Below are 18522 nucleotides of genomic sequence, written 5' to 3'. Positions count from 1 at the left end.
GATTTATTTTATAATAAGACTAATTGTTGTATTGTCAAGTTCTACATTCCGAAATTGACTGCGTTTACAACGTTCTGTCCACGGTAAATCTGGCAATTTGATCGGAGTGGATGAGCGACTGACAAATAATGATTCATATCCAAGATCTTCCAGCGAAGAAGAAGGCGTTTCGTCTGGCAAAAGCCGTGCAATTTCTCCTTGTAACGCAGACTTTAATATTTGAATCGTATCTAATATTGCTTTTCCATCATTATTTCTTATTGGTTCTTCTATATTGTCTGTTACGCATCTTATCAACAGTTGCGCAAAATTCACTTGTTTTTCTTTCTCTTTCAAAAAATCTTCTATTTGACTGTCTCGTTCTAAAAGTGAATTTCTTAAACTTTTTACTTCATTATTACAATCTTTTCTTATCCCATCTAACTCAAAAGATTGATTTTTAATTAAACCATTTGCTTCATCTAACTCTTCAAATTTCTCTTTTAATTCTTTAGATAAATTTTTCTTTTCTTTGTTGACCTCTTTAATTTTACATTGTAGCTTATCTAAGTTTGCATGCAGCCTTTCTTGTTCTTCACGTAATTCCTCTACTTCTTTAGAAAGTTTATTTTTTTCCTTATTCAATGCCTCTACTTTTTCACTAAGTTCATGTTTTTTCTCACGTAGTGCCTTTTGTACTTCACGTAACGTTTCTATTCTATCATTCAACCCCTTATTCTCTAGCTCTAAATGTTTATTATCATCCACTTCCATCTTCAGCTTTGCAATAAATCTACTTCTTTCTTCCAACTGTTTCTTCAAACATGAGATTTCAAGTTTTAATTTCTCTTCCTGCTCATTAAGCTTACCTATTTCCTTTCTTGTTTTGTCCAATTCATTGTCTATTTCAAACGTACGATTCTTTGCTGTTTCTAATTTTTTCTCTAAAGATTTTTTTTCTTCAAGAAGAGATTCTCTCTCAACTTCTGACTCATTTACTTTCTGATTCAATTTTTTTGCTCTCTTGTCTAAATTTTGCTTCTCTCTAGTTAATTCATGTAATTGATTCTTCACTTCTTTGTTTGCAGCTTCTTCAGCTTCTTTTTCCAGAGTTATTTTATTTTCTAACTCTTGCTCTTTCTGAGCGAATTTATTTCTCTCAACCTCTATTTTTTTATTATTACTAATTATTTTATACGAAAGTGCAAGCACCAAAATAGATAATGTAGCTAAAGCAAGAATTAGAGGAAGAGGTACATTAGAAGTTACAATAAGCGCTAAAGATGTAAGTAACGTAAGAGTAGCTAAGGAACTAGCTATAAAATAAAATGTGTTAGCCTCACTAAGCAGATTGCTCATTACTCCCCTCCTCCCCCCACGTTCAGCAGTTTTGTATATATTTATTAAAATTCTCTTATCTGTGGAGGAATTATAGTGCTGCACCTACAACAAACTTCCCATTTTCAGTCTACTAGCTAAAAATGGCTAAGGTTTTATGTATCCAGTGTACAACTGTACTCAAAATGTGTGGTAGCTATTGATCGGGATAGAACATCTACTGGGAATGTTCAAAAAAGTGTGTCAAAGCGCATTTTTAGTTCAACTCAATTTTCAATCTATCTGGAAAGAAAATATCAAGTTGAGACATAGTTAAAGCCCAATTAGGCAGAGCCATAGTCCATTTTTGCTCTACCTTCTTTATAGCACAATATACCTGTTTATACAAGGCATTTGTGCTGGTAAATGAGCCCTTGGTTTTAGTGAATTTTCTGATCTGTCTGTGCAGCCCCTCAATTGGATTTGTGGTGTAAATTAGCCTTCTAACTGGGCTAGAATACTTGAAATAACCAGATAAATTTTCCCAATTGTTCTGCCACGATTTTATAACTAAAGGATACTTTTCTCCCCATTTTTCTTCCAGCTCAAGTAAGTAATTTTCAGCAATTTCTTTACTTGTAGCACGATATATTGGGAATGTTCAAAAAAGTGTGTCAAACCGAAAAAAAAGTAATAAATTGATATAAAAAAATGGAGGTGTGACAATGAGTCAGAAAGTAGTAAACAGAACTAACGGATTGGTAGATTATAAAGAGTTGGAAACAAATATCCTGTCGTCTATACGAGAAGGAAGACCGTTGACAGGAAGGGAGGGAGCATTAACACCATTTATAAAAAAGCTGCTGGAGGCAAGTTTGGAAGGTGAAATAGAAAACCACTTATTAGCTGAAAGTGAAGAGAATAATCGAAGAAATGGGAGAAATGGAAAGACTTTACGGACAAGTGCCGGTTCATTTGAACTTTTGACGCCAAGGGATAGAGAAGGAAGTTTTGAGCCGCAAATAGTCAAAAAAAGGCAAACAAGCTTACATCCAGAGCTTGAAACGAAGATTTTGAGCACATTTGCCAGTGGTATGAGCTATAGAGATATAGCGTCACACGTTGAGGAAATTTATGATCACAAAATATCGGCGGCAGAGATATCAAGTATTACCGACAAATTACTGCCTATAATCAATGAATGGCGTAGTCGTCCACTGCAATCAGTATACCCGATAGTATTTATGGATGGGATGTTCTTTAAGGTCAAAGAGGATGGACATTGCGTAAGTAAATGTATGTACAATATATTGGGCATAGACCAAAATGGCAGAAAAGAAGTCCTGGGCTTTTATTTGGCTGAAAGTGAAGGAGCTAACTTTTGGTTGGGAGTGCTAAATGACCTCAAAGAAAGAGGAGTAGAAGATATTCTGATTGCATGTGTAGATGGGCTAAAAAGCTTTCCTGCAGCTATAAATAGTGCGTTTCCTAAAGCAGAAGTACAGCTATGTATAGTGCATCAGATAAGAAATTCACTAAAATATGTATCCAGCAAAGATGTGAAAGTTTTCATGAATGATTTGAAAAAAATATATCGTGCTACAAGTAAAGAAATTGCTGAAAATTACTTACTTGAGCTGGAAGAAAAATGGGGAGAAAAGTATCCTTTAGTTATAAAATCGTGGCAGAACAATTGGGAAAATTTATCTGGTTATTTCAAGTATTCTAGCCCAGTTAGAAGGCTAATTTACACCACAAATCCAATTGAGGGGCTACACAGACAGATCAGAAAATTCACTAAAACCAAGGGCTCATTTACCAGCACAAATGCCTTGTATAAACAGGTATATTGTGCTATAAAGAAGGTAGAGCAAAAATGGACTATGGCTCTGCCTAATTGGGCTTTAACTATGTCTCAACTTGATATTTTCTTTCCAGATAGATTGAAAATTGAGTTGAACTAAAAATGCGCTTTGACACACTTTTTTGAACATTCCCAGTAATTTGTCGGTAATACTTGATATCTCTGCCGCCGATATTTTGTGATCATAAATTTCCTCAACGTGTGACGCTATATCTCTATAGCTCATACCACTGGCAAATGTGCTCAAAATCTTCGTTTCAAGCTCTGGATGTAAGCTTGTTTGCCTTTTTTTGACTATTTGCGGCTCAAAACTTCCTTCTCTATCCCTTGGCGTCAAAAGTTCAAATGAACCGGCACTTGTCCGTAAAGTCTTTCCATTTCTCCCATTTCTTCGATTATTCTCTTCACTTTCAGCTAATAAGTGGTTTTCTATTTCACCTTCCAAACTTGCTTCCAGCAGCTTTTTTATAAATGGTGTTAATGCTCCCTCCCTTCCTGTCAACGGTCTTCCTTCTCGTATAGACGACAGGATATTTGTTTCCAACTCTTTATAATCTACCAATCCGTTAGTTCTGTTTACTACTTTCTGACTCATTGTCACACCTCCATTTTTTTATATCAATTTATTACTTTTTTTTCGGTTTGACACACTTTTTTGAACATTCCCCATCTACTAGCATATCGAAAATCTGCTAGCTGAGTGCAAGGAGCTAGAAGATCCTGTAACTGTTTCAACGTTGTAGTACAATCGTTGAATTTTTGTTGATTATCTATATTTAACTTTCTATATATAGGTTGCATAAATTCATCAACTCCTTCTTGTATATGGTCTGTATCTTGCATGTATTGTTGTTCTTCTAAACCAGAAAGTCCTTGCTCTACTCTTTCTTTCACTACATCGAGTACAGTAAATACTGCTTTCGTTACATATTCTCTCTCTTTTTCTTTAAATTTATTTGCAGTTCCCTTGAGATCATCCTTAGCTCTCATTGATTCATCAACAAGTTCTTCCTTGTCTTCTTTTAAAGATAATAATTCCTTTTCCAGCTCCTTAATTTTAGATAAGTACTCTTTCTCCTTTGTACACAATTTATCAACTTCACTTTTAAGATTAGTGCGCTTTTGACGTTCATCACTAACTTTACCTTCTAATTCTTTTATGTCGTTACTTAATTCTTTTTCTCTTTTCTTTAATTCCTCCTTCAGAGAGGAAGCTTCATCACTTTTTATTCTTAACTGCACTACTAATTCTTCTACTTTTTTTCTTAATTCTGTTTCTAATTGTATCTTTTCTTTTTCTAACATAGTTAATTGATGATTTAGAGAAGAAACCTTCTCTTTTAATTTACAAGATAAGTCATTGTATTCATGTTCTAAGTTGCTCAGTTTGTTCTTCATCTCACATAATTCACCTTGTAAATTACCTTTTTTTTCATTTAGTTTCGTATTTTCATCACGTAACTCTTTAGTAAAATCAAGAGAATTTTTCTTTTCACATTCTAACTGACTTACTTTCTTATTCAATTTTTTTATTCTCTCATCTAAACCTTGCTTTTCTCGAGTTAATCTATTTAGTTGATTATTCAATTCCTCCACTTCTTTGCTTGCAGCTTCTTTAGCTTTTTCTCCCAGAGCTATTTTACTTTCTAACTCTTGTACCTTACTCTCTGATTGTTGTTTTACGCTTTCTAACTCTTGCTCTTTTTCAGCAAATTTATTTTTCTCAACCTCTATTTTCTTATTATTACTAATTATTTTACATGAAAATGCAAGCACCAAAATAGAAAGTATAGACAAACTCAAAGCAATAGGAAGAGCTACATTAAAGGCTGCAACTGAAGACAAGAACTTAACATAAGGGGCAACAGCAAGTGTCCCAGACGCAAGCAATACCAAAGTAGCAAGAGCACCAGCTATAAGATATGGTGCATTGGTTTTACTATACAAATCCCTCATTATTCCCTCATACTAATAATGATTACAATAGTATGGATATTAAAGGAAGTAAAGCTATAAAAATCAGGGAATGTTCAAAAAAGTGTGTCAAACCGAAAAAAAAGTAATAAATTGATATAAAAAAATGGAGGTGTGACAATGAGTCAGAAAGTAGTAAACAGAACTAACGGATTGGTAGATTATAAAGAGTTGGAAACAAATATCCTGTCGTCTATACGAGAAGGAAGACCGTTGACAGGAAGGGAGGGAGCATTAACACCATTTATAAAAAAGCTGCTGGAAGCAAGTTTGGAAGGTGAAATAGAAAACCACTTATTAGCTGAAAGTGAAGAGAATAATCGAAGAAATGGGAGAAATGGAAAGACTTTACGGACAAGTGCCGGTTCATTTGAACTTTTGACGCCAAGGGATAGAGAAGGAAGTTTTGAGCCGCAAATAGTCAAAAAAAGGCAAACAAGCTTACATCCAGAGCTTGAAACGAAGATTTTGAGCACATTTGCCAGTGGTATGAGCTATAGAGATATAGCGTCACACGTTGAGGAAATTTATGATCACAAAATATCGGCGGCAGAGATATCAAGTATTACCGACAAATTACTGCCTATAATCAATGAATGGCGTAGTCGTCCACTGCAATCAGTATACCCGATAGTATTTATGGATGGGATGTTCTTTAAGGTCAAAGAGGATGGACATTGCGTAAGTAAATGTATGTACAATATATTGGGCATAGACCAAAATGGCAGAAAAGAAGTCCTGGGCTTTTATTTGGCTGAAAGTGAAGGAGCTAACTTTTGGTTGGGAGTGCTAAATGACCTCAAAGAAAGAGGAGTAGAAGATATTCTGATTGCATGTGTAGATGGGCTAAAAAGCTTTCCTGCAGCTATAAATAGTGCGTTTCCTAAAGCAGAAGTACAGCTATGTATAGTGCATCAGATAAGAAATTCAGGGAATGTTCAAAAAAGTGTGTCAAAGCGCATTTTTAGTTCAACTCAATTTTCAATCTATCTGGAAAGAAAATATCAAGTTGAGACATAGTTAAAGCCCAATTAGGCAGAGCCATAGTCCATTTTTGCTCTACCTTCTTTATAGCACAATATACCTGTTTATACAAGGCATTTGTGCTGGTAAATGAGCCCTTGGTTTTAGTGAATTTTCTGATCTGTCTGTGTAGCCCCTCAATTGGATTTGTGGTGTAAATTAGCCTTCTAACTGGGCTAGAATACTTGAAATAACCAGATAAATTTTCCCAATTGTTCTGCCACGATTTTATAACTAAAGGATACTTTTCTCCCCATTTTTCTTCCAGCTCAAGTAAGTAATTTTCAGCAATTTCTTTACTTGTAGCACGATATATTTTTTTCAAATCATTCATGAAAACTTTCACATCTTTGCTGGATACATATTTTAGTGAATTTCTTATCTGATGCACTATACATAGCTGTACTTCTGCTTTAGGAAACGCACTATTTATAGCTGCAGGAAAGCTTTTTAGCCCATCTACACATGCAATCAGAATATCTTCTACTCCTCTTTCTTTGAGGTCATTTAGCACTCCCAACCAAAAGTTAGCTCCTTCACTTTCAGCCAAATAAAAGCCCAGGACTTCTTTTCTGCCATTTTGGTCTATGCCCAATATATTGTACATACATTTACTTACGCAATGTCCATCCTCTTTGACCTTAAAGAACATCCCATCCATAAATACTATCGGGTATACTGATTGCAGTGGACGACTACGCCATTCATTGATTATAGGCAGTAATTTGTCGGTAATACTTGATATCTCTGCCGCCGATATTTTGTGATCATAAATTTCCTCAACGTGTGACGCTATATCTCTATAGCTCATACCACTGGCAAATGTGCTCAAAATCTTCGTTTCAAGCTCTGGATGTAAGCTTGTTTGCCTTTTTTTGACTATTTGCGGCTCAAAACTTCCTTCTCTATCCCTTGGCGTCAAAAGTTCAAATGAACCGGCACTTGTCCGTAAAGTCTTTCCATTTCTCCCATTTCTTCGATTATTCTCTTCACTTTCAGCTAATAAGTGGTTTTCTATTTCACCTTCCAAACTTGCCTCCAGCAGCTTTTTTATAAATGGTGTTAATGCTCCCTCCCTTCCTGTCAACGGTCTTCCTTCTCGTATAGACGACAGGATATTTGTTTCCAACTCTTTATAATCTACCAATCCGTTAGTTCTGTTTACTACTTTCTGACTCATTGTCACACCTCCATTTTTTTATATCAATTTATTACTTTTTTTTCGGTTTGACACACTTTTTTGAACATTCCCGAAATTCACTAAAATATGTATCCAGCAAAGATGTGAAAGTTTTCATGAATGATTTGAAAAAAATATATCGTGCTACAAGTAAAGAAATTGCTGAAAATTACTTACTTGAGCTGGAAGAAAAATGGGGAGAAAAGTATCCTTTAGTTATAAAATCGTGGCAGAACAATTGGGAAAATTTATCTGGTTATTTCAAGTATTCTAGCCCAGTTAGAAGGCTAATTTACACCACAAATCCAATTGAGGGGCTACACAGACAGATCAGAAAATTCACTAAAACCAAGGGCTCATTTACCAGCACAAATGCCTTGTATAAACAGGTATATTGTGCTATAAAGAAGGTAGAGCAAAAATGGACTATGGCTCTGCCTAATTGGGCTTTAACTATGTCTCAACTTGATATTTTCTTTCCAGATAGATTGAAAATTGAGTTGAACTAAAAATGCGCTTTGACACACTTTTTTGAACATTCCCGTGTCAAGCACTGGAATGACACCCATTTGTTCCTATAGTTGTCTTTTCTCGTCTACCTTATTTTGCCACTCTGCTGAACAGATACGATCTATTATAGGTTTGATATGAGCCTTATTTTACCTTAATCATTTATAACCTTTGGCACTACAAAATACCCATGCTCAGGTTTTGTATTGGACAATATCTCTTCTTTAATGTTTTGAGAATTTATAACATCATCGCGTACATGAATGTCCTTGTCTATACTTCCATAACGCATAGGAGAAACACCTTCAGCATTAACTTGCAATAAAGTATTATGTATCCAATCCAGCATTGTCAGTTCTTTGGAGTAGTGATCAATCTCGTCATTTGATAACTTAATCCTTACAAGCTGTGCAATTTTAAGCATTTCTTCTTTGGTAATTGTTATTTTTCTCTTATTTGCAAATTCTATTAGTGAAGTAATAACGTCTTCTGTTGACTTAGCTGGCATCTTTACCTCCTTGGATAAAGTGAGTTAAAATATCTACGACCGAAACAACTTCTATTTTACCAGTTTTTTCAAGTTTGTGAAGTATGGTATCCGTAATCACTAATTTATCTAAAGAAGAGGAAGAGATTTTCTCAACTGCACTTCCTGAAAGCACGCCATGTGTGATGCATGAAATTACGGACTTTGCTCCGTGGCCTTTTAAAGCAAGAGCTGCATTACACAATGTTCCACCAGAGTCAACTATATCATCAACAATGACACAATTTTTATTCGCAACTTCTCCTATTATGTTCATTACTTGAGATGTGCCTGCTCTCTCCCTATATTTATCTACTACAATAATCTTATCACTTAACCCTATCTTGTACTTTTCCTCTAAAGTCTTTGCAAAAGCACGTGCTCTGCCAATTGCTCCAACATCAGGTGCAACAATTGCCAAATTTTCTGTGTGTATAGAGTCAACAAATGCTTCAAAGCAGTTCAAATTAGTTATCGGTACATCAAAGAATCCTTCAATTTGACTTGAGTGCAAATCAATAACTGCAACAATACTTGCACCTGCAGTTTGAATAAGATTTGCAACTAATTTGGCACTTAAAGCAGACTGCACATTATTGTTCTTGATAATTCTATCTTGCCTGCTATATCCATAATAAGGAATAATTACTACTATCCTTTTGGCTCCTAATCTATTTACTGCATCAATTATGAGCAGAAGCTCCATAAGATTATCATTCACAGGGGGAGAAAGAGATTGTATTATATATACTTCTTGATTATACAGATCATTTGCTACTTCTACATTTACCTCACCATCGGTAAACTTTGATATCCAAGCAGAGGATGGTTGAACATCTAGCCGGTTAACTACTGATTCCCCTAATTCCTTACTAGCATTACCTATTATTATCTTCATAACGCACTAATTGAGTTTTTAAGATTATACAGAAATTGTGAAATAATTGAAATGTAAGTTTCTTTATCTAGTATTCTTGTCGGTGAATTAGGTACCTCTTGTACAATGACCTGTCATTTTCACGCGTTGTTTCAATATACAGACCCAAATTGAAACAACTATACAAAATCCTGCTTATGTTTCAAGATAAATGACTTTAATGAAATATAATTTATCTAGTCATTTGTATCTGCTAACATACTACACTTCCCATTGTAGAGCCTATGCAACTTACTGAAATTTATAATCGCTTTGTAAAAATTTATACTCTTTGCTTAATTGGAGGTGCTACCTCTGCACTTTCTGCTCTGTCTAGGGTACTACTTGGTTTTTCTGCAGTAATTTTTTGAGTGCTACCATCTGCCTTATTCTTGATATCTGCTCCATATGATCTTAATACTTCAATAGCTTTCTCGTTTCCACTATTCAGCGCAATATCCAAAGCATCCATTCCATCATTATTTTTGTGGTTGATAAAATTCTCTAACTCAAAGATTTTTATATATTGCTCAATGATGAATTCTACCACTTTTCCAGGGCAATTATTAGCGGCAGGAAAGAGTACTGCATTGTTATTATTGTCTTTCTTTGTTACATCTGCTTTGAGCTTGTCTATCAAATACTTGATAATTTCTATTCTGCTAACATCTTCTACTTCAGTGCACTGCCTAGCAGCTAAAAACAGAGCTGTTCGCCCATTATTGTCCACATCTTCAATATCTTGTCCCTTATCAATTAAGGCTTGTATTATATTTTTATTCCCATACAAAGCAGCAAAGTGAAGAGGAGTATACCCTTCGGTACTTTCTCTTTCATTAATCAATGCACCATGGCTAGCTAGTAATTCTATAAATTCTGGCGTATTTGCAAAAACTGCAAAGTGCATTGGTGTTAGATCATCTTTACCGTGATTTTGAGTTTTTGCATTAACGTTTGCTCCATTTTTTATCAGCAATTTTGCTATTTCTAATTGTTTGCGTCCGATGGCAATATGCAGTGGCGTACGATTGCGTTCATAATGATCATTGACGTTTGTGCCACACTTTATTAGTAGTTCTGCAGCTTCAATATTACCTTCCTGAATTGCAACGTATAAGGAAGCATATCCATCTTTTGTTTCCTCTGTCATACGAAATTGCGAACATGTTAGTTCATATATTATTAAGGATTATTATTAAGTTTTTATTAATACAATATTAATGTAGCGGGATGACGAGCTTATCGTCATCCCGCCGCGAACCGTCATACCACTGCGAACCGTCATACCGCCGCGGTATCTCTAGATCCCGCTAACAAGCAGCGGGATGACGGTTTTTCAAATTATCGTAAGTCAGTTTAGCTATAGCTACAAGTTTCATTCTTCCCTTACAAATAACTTTACTGCGTCCTTTTTTCGGATTCAGAATTAGCAAGAAACGTTCTTGTAAGGTGGTCTACTAAAATTTTGCTTTATAAAACAATGTCTGAACTATGCAATTAATACATTATCAACACAACTGATTCATAAAAGCAAATATTATAACCACGAAGAGAGGAAATGTTATGCTTAGTTTAATAAGAAAGACCTTGAGAAAAAAAATGACTCATCAGGTAAACGATTCGAAATTGAAAGAGAAAGATGAAAAAAGTATTTTAAAATTAGCATCAAAAATAAAAGGCAAAAAAAGTAGCATTGCTGAAGAACTAGAAAAAATATCTAAAAAGGAAAAACAAAGGATTCTTACTACGGAAGTAAGCAAACATCGGGGTAAAGAACCAACTATTATATCACTTGCTTATGCTATACTACGTAAAGATAGCATAGCTGTTGAGAAAATGTTAAGAGTAGCTAAAGAAAACGGTATTCTGAAAGACATTCTTGACGCAACAACAACTATAAAATATCCAGGTGGTCAGGAAGAAACTTGCACACCACTTACTTATGCCATATTATGTAAAAATAGCAAAACTATTGAAGAAACTTTAAAAGTCTCTAAAGAAAACGGTATTCTGAAAGATATTCTTAACGCAACAACAACTATAAAATATCCAGATGGTCGGAGAGCAACTGTTACACCACTTGATTATGCTATACTGCGTGAAAATAGTATAGCTATTGAAGAAATTTTAAAAATCTCTAAGGAGAACAGTATTCCGAAAGATATTCTTAACGCAACAATAACTATAAAATGTCCAGATGGTCGGAGAGTAACTGTTACACCACTTGCTTATGCTATACTACGTAAAGATAGTATGGCTGTTGAGAAAATGTTAAGAGTAGCTAAAGAAAACGGTATTCTGAAAGACATTCTTAACACAACAATAACCATAAAACATAAAAATAATCAAAAAGTAACTGATAAGTTACTTGCCGCATTACATGATCGCAAAGTTATTCAAGAAATTTTAGACATAGCTAGAGAAAACGATATTCTGAAAGACATTCTTAATGCAACAATAACTATAAAATATCCAGATAGTGAAGAAAAAATCTACACACCACTTACTTATACAATATCATGTAAAAGCAACGAAGCTTTTAATACAACAAGAGCTATAAATCAAGATGGTCAGGAAAAAACTCACATCCCATTTCTTACCGTTTCCGTACTTGATGAAAGAGAAACTGAATTAAAATTAAAAGAAAAAAGACAAAGTAGAAGAGATGAGGGATTAAATTTTAACAATGGTAGTAGTGACAAAAATGTTGAAATAAAAGTTAATGGGGATATCTTGTTGCAGCATAGTAGTGGAACTAAAAATGAAATAAATCATACTGCTGTACGTAATGATGTAGGGGGGGTAAAGCCTCTAATAGAAAGTAGAGTAAATGTTAAAGTACAGAATATAAATGCAGTGATTGCAACTTCTGTGACACTTGAGTTGGTAGCTAGTAAAATAACATGTGTACTGTCAAAACCCACCACTAAATTGGAAGAAGTAGCTATAACATATTTTCAAGGTTTAGCACTATATTTGTGAAACTTAATTTATATGTGCTAAACAAGATGCTGATTAGTTTTATAGCTAACCCAAGAAAGGTTTCCCTACGTCATACCGCCGCGGTATCTCTAGATCCCGCTAACACGTAGCGGGATGACGGTTGTCGTTTAGCTATAAATATTAAAAAATTTACCAAACGAAAAAAAGGCAAAAGAAGCCCTGTAGTGGTTGGCTATTTACTATGTACTAAAATATCAGCGTTTTTTTTATTCTAAAACGCTTGATTAAGAGCGATTTAGCTGCTTTTAACTTGCAACTAACCTACACCGCAAGTGTTTAAGAAATTTACTAAGCAGGAAAAAAGGCAAAGAAACCCCGTAGTAGCTAGCATTCAAATTCTCCCTTGTCAATTTGACGTTTTTTGCTGTCTTAAACGCTTTGTAAGCGCGTTTCGGCTTATATAGGTAAAAACCTAAAAATTTTTAAAGACATGCGATGCACGTAGTGCGAAAAATTAAACATGAGACGCCAAATACCCTAAGTTTTTTGTCATTAACCTGCACAGATTGCGAAGATAAATAAATAGCTTCAGTTTCATGATAAGGGGGCTGGCGGAGGGTGTTAAGCAAGTTTTTCGTTTCTGTGAATCACCTGCTAACCGACAGCTAACATTAACTACCGATATCGTATCTGAAGAAGCCCCCTGGCCATTCTAAAAAATTTAATGCTGAGTACACCTTACTTTTGGCTTCCTCTATAGTGCTCCCTTCTGCTACTATATTTAGCACTCTTCCGCCATCGGAAACTAAGTTACCACTTTCATCCAATTTAGTACCAGCATGAAACACCAACACACCAGGAATGCTTTCAATCTTATCTAATCCTTTAATTACTTCTCCCTTTTGATAATCACCCGGATAGCCTTTACTTGCAACAACTACACAAACTGTAGATTTGTTGTTAAGTTCCACCATTTTGACATTTAACTTTCCTTCTGCAACTGACAACATCAATTTTAACAAATCGCAATTTGAATCAAATCTAGGTAATATAGATTGCGTTTCTGGATCACCGAATCTAACGTTATACTCGAGAAGTTTTGGGCTATCTTTGCAAATCATTAAACCAGCAAAGAGTACTCCTTTATAAGGCGTACCCATGTTAACCAATGCTTGAGCTGTAGGGTATATTATTTTTTGGATAATTTTTTGCTCCATGTCCTTACTTATAATTGAAAGTGATGAGTACGACCCCATACCTCCAGTATTTTGGCTTTCATTACTTTCATCAACTCTCTTATAATCTTTTGCACACCCAAGAGTTACTACTTTCAACCCATCAATAAGAGCAAAAAAACTTACTTCTTCTCCAACTAAAAACTCTTCTATGATTATTTCTTCACCTGATTCACCAAATTTTTTCTCCACTAGCATTGAATTTATTGCTGAAAAAGCTTCGCTTTCTGTATTACATATAACCACCCCTTTTCCTGCTGCAATTCCATTTGCTTTCACTACAAGTGGAAACTTTATTTTATTGCTACGTACAAAATCTTTAGCTAACCCTTCATCAACAAAACACTCGTACTTGGCAGTTGGTATACCATATCGTTTACATAGTCCCTTGGTGAAAGACTTCGATCCCTCAAGTTTTGCAGTTGCTTGACTTGGAGCAAAAACATTTATTCCCTCTGCAACTAAATCATCAGCAAGCCCATCAATTATTGGTTGTTCTGGACCAATAACAACCAACTCTATATTTTCTCTCTTGCAAAATTGTGTAACATCCACTGAATTTTGAATATTTACATCCACAAGAACTCCCACATTTTCCATGGCCTGGCGACCAGGAGTTACATATAACTCAGTCAAGATAGGAGATTTTTTTAGAGCCCAAAGTAGAGCGTGCTCACGCCCACCAGAACCTATAACCAGAACCTTCATCTTTATTTCCTCGCTTTTCTATATGTCAAAATTATTATTTGCTTATAACAGTATCATTACTCATGTATTTTTGCAACACGTTTGGTATTGCAATCGACCCGTCAGAATTTTGATAATTCTCCATTATGGCAATAATCGTTCTTCCTATAGCTAAAGCTGAGCCGTTTAAAGTGTGAACATATTTTTTTATCTTTTTATCAGTTTCTGAAGAGTATTTAGCGTTCATCCTTCTTGCTTGAAATGCACCACAATTTGAGCAGCTTGATATTTCTCTATATTTATTTTGCCCAGGTAACCATACCTCTATGTCATAAGTCCTTTGTGCAGCAAAACCCATATCGCCACTGCAAAGCAGCATTACTCTGTATGGCAATTCTAATTTTTTTAATATCTCTTCAGCAACACTCGTCATACGCTCAAGCTCATCATTTGATTGGTCTTCAGTTGTGATGCTTACCAACTCCACTTTACCAAATTGGTGTTGCCTTATCATGCCCCTGGTATCGCGACCTGCACTACCTGCTTCTTTACGAAAGCACTCCGAATATGCAGTAAAGCGAATAGGCAGTTCTTTTTCTTCCATTATTTTGTCAGCAACTAAATTTGTTAAAAACACTTCACTTGTGGGAATCAACCTCAATTCGTCGGTAGTTAAATACGAATCGTCAGAAAATTTCGGTAGCTGACCAACATTATACATAGCCTCGTTTTTCACCAAAGTCGGGTGGTACACCTCAGTATAGCCAAATTCATTAACATGCATTTCAAGCATAAAATTTATTAGCGCTCGTCCAAGCTTAGCTAACTGTCCTTTTAATATCGTAAATCTTGATCCGGAAATTCTCGCCGCTTGTTCGAAGTCCATTAAACCTAATTTTTCTCCGAGTTCATAATGAGATTCTGGTACAAAATCAAACTGTCTTTTTCCTCCATATCTTCTCACCTCTAAATTAGAGTTCTCATCTGCGCCTATTGGCACATCTTGCGCAGGAATATTCGGCAAGTTAGATAAAACATTCACTAACTTATCCTTTTCTGCTTGTTCTTTTAAGCTGATTGCCTCTATCTCATTTGTGATGCTTTTTGACAACTCTATTTGCTCTTCACAGGGGCTCTTGCTCATTTTAAGCTTTTTTATTTCCTCTGTGATTTCATTGCGCTGCCTATTCAAATCCTGCAGTTTAGTGGTTAATGATCTTTTTTCGTAATCGATTTCCAATATCTCTTTCGCAGTAAATTCTCTAATTCCCCTGCTTTTTATTACCTTCTCAAATTCTTCAAAGTTCTTACGTATATATTCTATATCGTGCATATATTGTGCTATTACTAACATTGTTACTGTACTCCAAAAGCTCTTAATATTCAATATATTCTCATACTACTAAAATTATTATGGTTGATTTTTTTGTTAGAATTTGTTAAAATTTAATTAACTTAGCGTTCATAGGGTGTAGTATGTTGGGCATTACAAAAAATAATCAGAAAGAGAGCACTTACTTTGCTGGTGAGGAATTCGTTATCTACGCTACTTGTGTATGCCTAGCAGCCACATTCGCTGCTGGCTGTTTAGGGGCGGTAATAGGATCCCCTCTATTGACCTTTCCACTTGCTATGCTCATCTCTAACCCCGTAGTTTGGGTTTTAATGGGAATAATTCTTACAGTAGCATACAAAATGGTTGTTGAACCTTTATTTTACTTAGCGAAGAACTATATTAATGGAAAAAGAGCTTCAAAGGGGGAAAAGAGTGAAGAAAAAGATACAGAACTACAAGATTTGCAAGGCAAGACTCCAGAAAAGCAAGCAAGACCGAAAACTCCTGATAGGGATAGTGGTATTTTTGACTGCAAAGAAAATAAGGATTCTTTTGTATATAAGACAAATAAAAAAGAAGATTATAAATTTTGGTTAAGTAATTTTGATATTGCAGAGATTGCAAAAAGTTACTATGGATGGATGCCATATCGTAAAAAAGGTCACAGGGAATTTTCCAAAGGAGTGTTCTTTTCTTGCCTCGATAATCTTACATCTTTTCTGGGGAACCGATTGCAAGAATATAAAGATAAAGTAAAAGGGGATAACAATTTAGTATTATCTTCAATTCTTAACTTAAATAACAATCATTGGGTAACATTGGTTATTTCTCATGATGAAAAGAGTAAAAAGTTTAGAGCATATTATTGCGATTCATTTGGTGAACCATTACCAGAAGAGGTATCAAGTGCGCTACAGAAAACTCTAGGAATAGACAATAGTAGTATTAGAAACTCAAAAGCTAAACAACAAGATGATAAGTATAATTGTGGAATATTTGCCTTAGAGAATGCTAAGAAAATTACAGATATGCTGAAAGCAGGCAAATCGTTTGATGAAATTGATGATCAGCTAAAATATGAACTTAGTTCAGAGCAATTAATAGAGAAGAGAAAAGAATTTGCAAAAGCGTTGAAAAAGGATGAACAAAGCAGGGCTGGCACGCCAAGCCCTGTATTAGGTGGTCCAGGAAATATAAGTCGTAAAGATAGCGGAGTAAGTTTAGATTCAGTAGAAAGTAAGCAAACAAAAATTGTTCAATATAATACTACAGGTGATGGCAACTGCTTTTTCCATGCGGTATTTGGTGATAATAGCTCTGGTCAATATAAAACTGAAAAAGCACAAGATATGAGAATGGAATGGCACAAATTTTTAAGTCAATTTAACTCTTTGAATGATCCAAGGATGCCTGAGTTATTGAAGGGACAGATGCAGAAAGTTTTTGGTGCATTCTTAGAAAATCCAAATCATTTGATTGGTATGTCGGACTCAATAAAAGATTTGGTTCAGCATACAAACAGACGGGTAGAGAAGATCACAAAAAAGACTAATAAATTAATAAAAAAGTTATGTTGTCTTACGACATTAAAAGAAAATGAAGTTATAGGTGATTTAAGAAGGATTAGTGCTAGTAATCTCAATATTAGTGAAAGAAAATATGATAGAAATTATAATAGTGATACTGCAGCAAATTCTTTTCTCAATGGCAAATCCATTTATAGATCTTATCTAGAGGCAATCAGCAGCCAAAGTTACCATGTTTTCATAGAAGAAATTTCTATCTTAGCTTCGCTGGCTAATATTGAAATTGACGTCTACTATAAAAATAATGGTAATGATGTAAATACATTGTTTCTGCCAAATGCGGGAATGATAAATGAAGGTTATCAGCAGAACAACGAGCTATGGGGAAATAAAGAACAAGAAACGGTATACTTGGCACCTGGTCATTATGAGAGAGCTGAGATAGTAGAGGTAGAGCCTTCTCTTATGGAAAAAGTAAGTTCGGCTATACAAAGTGTTGTAACAGTATGTGTAAATGCGCTAGGTTTGAACACATAGAATATATGTCCCTACAAGTAGGAAATTTGACAATTGATTCTCCAGTTATTTTAGCTCCAATGTCTGGAGTGACTGATTATCCGTTTAGAAGTATTGTGAAGAAACTTGGTGCAAGTTTGTTAGTTTCAGAGATGATTGCAAGCAGAGCTATGATTATGCAAACTCGCCAGAGTTTGCAAAAAGCAAAAGTCGATGCATTAACTGCTGTGCAGCTTGCTGGGTGTGAGCCAGATGTTATGGCGGAGGCTGCAAAATTAAACGAGGACATGGGAGCAAAAATTATAGACATAAACTTTGGTTGCCCTGTTAAAAAAGTTGTAAACGGTTATGCAGGATCAGCGCTAATGCGTGATGAGAAAAAAGCCGCTGAGATAATTGAAGCTGTGGTCAAGGCAGTGAATGTGCCAGTTACAGTGAAAATGCGCACCGGGTGGAACGATGAAAATCGCAATGCACCGAGACTTGCGAAAATTGCCGAAGACTTAGGAGCAAAGATGATTACTGTACATGGAAGAACAAGGGCACAGCTTTATAACGGTCAAGCAGATTGGAAATTCGTTAGAAATGTTAAAGAGCAAGTAAAAATCCCAGTTATAGTAAATGGCGATATTAAAAATTTAAATGATATTCAGAATGCTCTCAAAGAATCTGGAGCAGACGGAGTGATGATAGGTCGTGGTGCCTACGGTAAACCTTGGCTGATTAATCAAGCAATGAACTTTCTCAGTGGAAGTGAAACTTCTGAGCCAACAGCTTCAGAGAGATTAAGCATCATACTCGAGCATTACGACAATATTCTTGAGTACTATGGAAATGACACAGGAATAAAGATGGCCCGCAAACACATAGGTTGGTACAGTAGCGGGCTTCAAGGCTCATCTGAATTTCGTGTGAGAGTAAATAACATGACAGATAGCACAGAAGTGAAAGAAAATATTATTGGCTTTTTTGGTCAAGAGACACACTAGC

Annotated in this window: 13 protein-coding genes and 3 pseudogenes; 6 read left to right on the top strand and 10 right to left on the bottom strand. The window is 35.2% G+C overall.

Annotated elements, in window-relative coordinates; translation table 11 throughout:
- Nucleotides 1–3: 3 nt before the first annotated feature.
- Together OPR49_RS02165 and OPR49_RS02160 are read right to left on the bottom strand one after the other, a co-directional pair.
- Nucleotides 4–1338: a coiled-coil domain-containing protein gene (locus OPR49_RS02165; RefSeq protein ID WP_265027324.1), complete on the bottom strand. Its 1335-nt coding sequence runs from the start codon at nt 1336–1338 to the stop codon at nt 4–6.
- A 235-nt stretch (nt 1339–1573) separates the two neighbouring features.
- Nucleotides 1574–1948, bottom strand: a pseudogene (locus OPR49_RS02160) (transposase); the annotation flags it as partial.
- A gap of 73 nt (nt 1949–2021) precedes the next feature.
- Between OPR49_RS02160 and OPR49_RS02155 the strand changes: the two are divergent.
- Nucleotides 2022–3260, top strand: coding sequence for an IS256 family transposase (locus OPR49_RS02155; protein WP_265026724.1), 1239 nt, complete (start codon nt 2022–2024; stop codon nt 3258–3260).
- A gap of 33 nt (nt 3261–3293) precedes the next feature.
- Here the strand turns inward: OPR49_RS02155 and OPR49_RS02150 are convergent.
- Both OPR49_RS02150 and OPR49_RS02145 read right to left on the bottom strand, forming a co-directional pair.
- Nucleotides 3294–3755 (bottom strand): annotated as a pseudogene (locus OPR49_RS02150) (transposase); the annotation flags it as partial.
- Between the two features lie 23 nt (nt 3756–3778).
- A complete protein-coding gene (locus tag OPR49_RS02145; protein ID WP_458694418.1) occupies nt 3779–5116 on the bottom strand; it encodes a hypothetical protein in 1338 nt (445 codons plus the stop codon).
- 138 nt (nt 5117–5254) lie between these two features.
- Between OPR49_RS02145 and OPR49_RS02140 the strand changes: the two genes are divergently transcribed.
- Nucleotides 5255–6154 (top strand): IS256 family transposase, encoded by a 900-nt coding sequence (locus tag OPR49_RS02140; protein ID WP_406833424.1) that lies wholly within the window; start codon nt 5255–5257, stop codon nt 6152–6154.
- Here OPR49_RS02140 and OPR49_RS02135 read toward each other — a convergent pair.
- A complete protein-coding gene (locus OPR49_RS02135; RefSeq protein WP_265026724.1) occupies nt 6099–7337 on the bottom strand; it encodes an IS256 family transposase in 1239 nt (412 codons plus the stop codon). The two genes, OPR49_RS02140 and OPR49_RS02135, sit on opposite strands and share 56 nt — an antisense overlap.
- Nucleotides 7338–7408: 71 nt before the next feature.
- On the opposite strand from OPR49_RS02135, the pseudogene OPR49_RS02130 reads away from it, so the two are divergent.
- Nucleotides 7409–7846 (top strand): annotated as a pseudogene (locus OPR49_RS02130) (transposase); the annotation flags it as partial.
- Between the two features lie 155 nt (nt 7847–8001).
- On the opposite strand, the gene OPR49_RS02125 reads toward OPR49_RS02130, so the two are convergent.
- The 3 genes from OPR49_RS02125 to OPR49_RS02115 all read right to left on the bottom strand — a co-directional run bounded on the left by OPR49_RS02125 (nt 8002) and on the right by OPR49_RS02115 (nt 10439).
- On the bottom strand, nt 8002–8355 hold the full coding sequence (locus tag OPR49_RS02125) for an Asp-tRNA(Asn)/Glu-tRNA(Gln) amidotransferase subunit GatC (protein WP_265027322.1): 354 nt from the start codon (nt 8353–8355) through the stop codon (nt 8002–8004).
- Complete coding sequence (locus OPR49_RS02120; protein WP_265027321.1) at nt 8345–9271, bottom strand: ribose-phosphate diphosphokinase; 927 nt, start codon at nt 9269–9271, stop codon at nt 8345–8347. Before OPR49_RS02120 ends, OPR49_RS02125 begins: the two co-directional genes overlap by 11 nt.
- A 301-nt stretch (nt 9272–9572) precedes the next feature.
- Complete coding sequence (locus tag OPR49_RS02115; RefSeq protein ID WP_265027320.1) at nt 9573–10439, bottom strand: ankyrin repeat domain-containing protein; 867 nt, start codon at nt 10437–10439, stop codon at nt 9573–9575.
- Nucleotides 10440–10852: 413 nt separating this feature from the next.
- Here OPR49_RS02115 and OPR49_RS02110 point away from each other — a divergent pair, with 413 nt between their 5' ends.
- Entirely contained in the window at nt 10853–12271 is a 1419-nt protein-coding gene (locus tag OPR49_RS02110) for a WD_0033/WD_0034 family tandem repeat-containing protein (protein WP_265027319.1), read from the top strand.
- A 632-nt stretch (nt 12272–12903) separates the two neighbouring features.
- On the opposite strand, the gene purD is transcribed toward OPR49_RS02110, so the two are convergent.
- Complete coding sequence (purD, locus tag OPR49_RS02105) at nt 12904–14175, bottom strand: phosphoribosylamine--glycine ligase (RefSeq protein ID WP_265027318.1); 1272 nt, start codon at nt 14173–14175, stop codon at nt 12904–12906.
- Between the two features lie 34 nt (nt 14176–14209).
- On the bottom strand, nt 14210–15487 hold the full coding sequence (gene serS / locus OPR49_RS02100) for a serine--tRNA ligase (RefSeq protein ID WP_265027500.1): 1278 nt from the start codon (nt 15485–15487) through the stop codon (nt 14210–14212).
- A gap of 143 nt (nt 15488–15630) precedes the next feature.
- Between serS and OPR49_RS02095 the strand changes: the two genes are divergently transcribed.
- Nucleotides 15631–17553 (top strand): C48 family peptidase, encoded by a 1923-nt coding sequence (locus OPR49_RS02095; RefSeq protein ID WP_265027317.1) that lies wholly within the window; start codon nt 15631–15633, stop codon nt 17551–17553.
- A 5-nt stretch (nt 17554–17558) separates the two neighbouring features.
- Nucleotides 17559–18521 carry a tRNA dihydrouridine synthase DusB gene (gene dusB, locus OPR49_RS02090; protein WP_265027316.1) on the top strand — a complete coding sequence of 321 codons (963 nt, stop codon included), beginning with the start codon at nt 17559–17561 and terminating at the stop codon, nt 18519–18521.
- Nucleotide 18522 lies beyond the last annotated feature (1 nt).

This window comes from Wolbachia endosymbiont (group A) of Bombylius major (genome assembly GCF_947251895.1).
In the GTDB taxonomy this organism is placed as follows: domain Bacteria; phylum Pseudomonadota; class Alphaproteobacteria; order Rickettsiales; family Anaplasmataceae; genus Wolbachia; species Wolbachia pipientis.
The sequence above is the reverse complement of the archived record's forward strand: the minus strand, read 5'-3'. Positions and strand labels throughout refer to the sequence as shown.

Coding starts and splice junctions, on each gene's coding strand:
- dusB (WP_265027316.1), top strand. CDS start 17,559: ATGTCCCTACAAGTAGGAAATTTGACAATTGATTCTCCAGTTATTTTA.
- OPR49_RS02135 (WP_265026724.1), bottom strand. CDS start 7,337: ATGAGTCAGAAAGTAGTAAACAGAACTAACGGATTGGTAGATTATAAA.
- OPR49_RS02115 (WP_265027320.1), bottom strand. CDS start 10,439: ATGACAGAGGAAACAAAAGATGGATATGCTTCCTTATACGTTGCAATT.
- OPR49_RS02140 (WP_406833424.1), top strand. CDS start 5,255: ATGAGTCAGAAAGTAGTAAACAGAACTAACGGATTGGTAGATTATAAA.
- OPR49_RS02125 (WP_265027322.1), bottom strand. CDS start 8,355: ATGCCAGCTAAGTCAACAGAAGACGTTATTACTTCACTAATAGAATTT.
- OPR49_RS02110 (WP_265027319.1), top strand. CDS start 10,853: ATGCTTAGTTTAATAAGAAAGACCTTGAGAAAAAAAATGACTCATCAG.
- OPR49_RS02095 (WP_265027317.1), top strand. CDS start 15,631: ATGTTGGGCATTACAAAAAATAATCAGAAAGAGAGCACTTACTTTGCT.
- serS (WP_265027500.1), bottom strand. CDS start 15,487: ATGCACGATATAGAATATATACGTAAGAACTTTGAAGAATTTGAGAAG.
- purD (WP_265027318.1), bottom strand. CDS start 14,175: ATGAAGGTTCTGGTTATAGGTTCTGGTGGGCGTGAGCACGCTCTACTT.
- OPR49_RS02145 (WP_458694418.1), bottom strand. CDS start 5,116: ATGAGGGATTTGTATAGTAAAACCAATGCACCATATCTTATAGCTGGT.
- OPR49_RS02120 (WP_265027321.1), bottom strand. CDS start 9,271: ATGAAGATAATAATAGGTAATGCTAGTAAGGAATTAGGGGAATCAGTA.
- OPR49_RS02165 (WP_265027324.1), bottom strand. CDS start 1,338: ATGAGCAATCTGCTTAGTGAGGCTAACACATTTTATTTTATAGCTAGT.
- OPR49_RS02155 (WP_265026724.1), top strand. CDS start 2,022: ATGAGTCAGAAAGTAGTAAACAGAACTAACGGATTGGTAGATTATAAA.